The sequence below is a fragment of the Acidovorax sp. ST3 genome, from assembly GCF_003231145.1.
In the GTDB taxonomy this organism is placed as follows: domain Bacteria; phylum Pseudomonadota; class Gammaproteobacteria; order Burkholderiales; family Burkholderiaceae_C; genus Acidovorax.
The window spans coordinates 1-663 of sequence record NZ_QKVP01000050.1; the positions used below are offsets into that span (position 1 = coordinate 1).

Annotated in this window: 2 protein-coding genes; one reads left to right on the forward strand and one right to left on the reverse strand. The window is 66.1% G+C overall.

Annotation, left to right across the window (positions count from 1 at the left end):
- The coding region (locus DNK89_RS23465; RefSeq protein WP_153064333.1) for a LysR family transcriptional regulator at positions 1-173 on the reverse strand (173 nt) is incomplete at its 3' end.
- A gap of 133 nt (positions 174-306) precedes the next feature.
- On the opposite strand from DNK89_RS23465, the gene DNK89_RS23470 reads away from it, so the two are divergent.
- Positions 307-663: tripartite tricarboxylate transporter substrate-binding protein (locus tag DNK89_RS23470; RefSeq protein WP_255575894.1), on the forward strand; the 357-nt coding region annotated here is incomplete at its 3' end.

The window sequence follows — 663 nt, forward strand, 5'->3', positions numbered from 1 at the left end:
GTGGCCTCGTTGCGCTTGCCGATGCGATCCACCAGCGGCGCCCCCAGCTCGGCCTCCAGCAACTGGATGCTGCGGCTGAACGCGGGCTGCGACAGGTGCAGCGATTCCGCGGCGCGGGTGAACGAGCCGGTCTCCAGCAGCGCCACCAGATGAGCCAGTTGCGACAGATTCATGAAATCTCCGGGACGCGGCCGCGCCGCGAAAAATCATGCATAAAACGCATTGTAATCAGCCAATCAATCGATTGGACAGATGAAAACAGCGCTTCTAGCATTCCGGAAAACACACAACACCCAAGGGACTCCGATGAAGACACTGCTGTTATCCACCGTCGCCGCGCTCGCCCTGCTGGCCACGGGCGCCGCCGCCGCCGAAGACTACCCCGCCCGGCCGGTATCGCTGATGGTGCCGTATCCGGCCGGCGGCGCCAGCGACATCACGGCGCGCGCGCTGCAGGGGCCGATAACCCAGGCGCTGGGCGGCCAGGTCATCGTCGAGAACCTGGGCGGGGCCAACGGCGTGCTCGGCGCCAATCGCGTGCTGGGCGCCAAGGCCGACGGCTACTACGTGTTCCAGGGCTCGCCCAACGAACTGATCCTGGCCGGCCTGACCAACAAGTCGGTCCACTACCGGCCCGAGGCCTTCCGCATGATCGCGCCGGTC